The 220-nt window shown below is 46.8% G+C and carries 1 protein-coding gene; it reads right to left on the reverse strand.

What is annotated here, in order from left to right; all coding sequences use genetic code 11:
- A partial coding sequence (locus tag LKE08_RS10995) for a reverse transcriptase domain-containing protein (protein ID WP_324704268.1) occupies window positions 1–220 on the reverse strand: 220 nt, incomplete at both ends.

Consider the following 220-nt stretch of genomic DNA (forward strand, 5'->3'; position numbering starts at 1 on the left):
AATGAAGTTTGGATAGCAGGTAATCATGGTCAATCTGGTCGAAACATTTGGCAATGTCGGCATCGAGGACGTAGTATCCCCCTTGATTAATCGCAACAAATATTCTGCCAATTGCATCGAGGGTTGAGCGTCCGGGTCGAAACCCATAGCTTGTCCCTTCAAATTTAGGTTCCCAGAAGGGTTCCATTGCCATCTTGACCAAGGCTTGCTTGGCTCTATC

Source organism: Lyngbya sp. CCY1209, from assembly GCF_035615495.1.
Classification (GTDB): Bacteria; Cyanobacteriota; Cyanobacteriia; order Cyanobacteriales; family Microcoleaceae; genus Limnospira.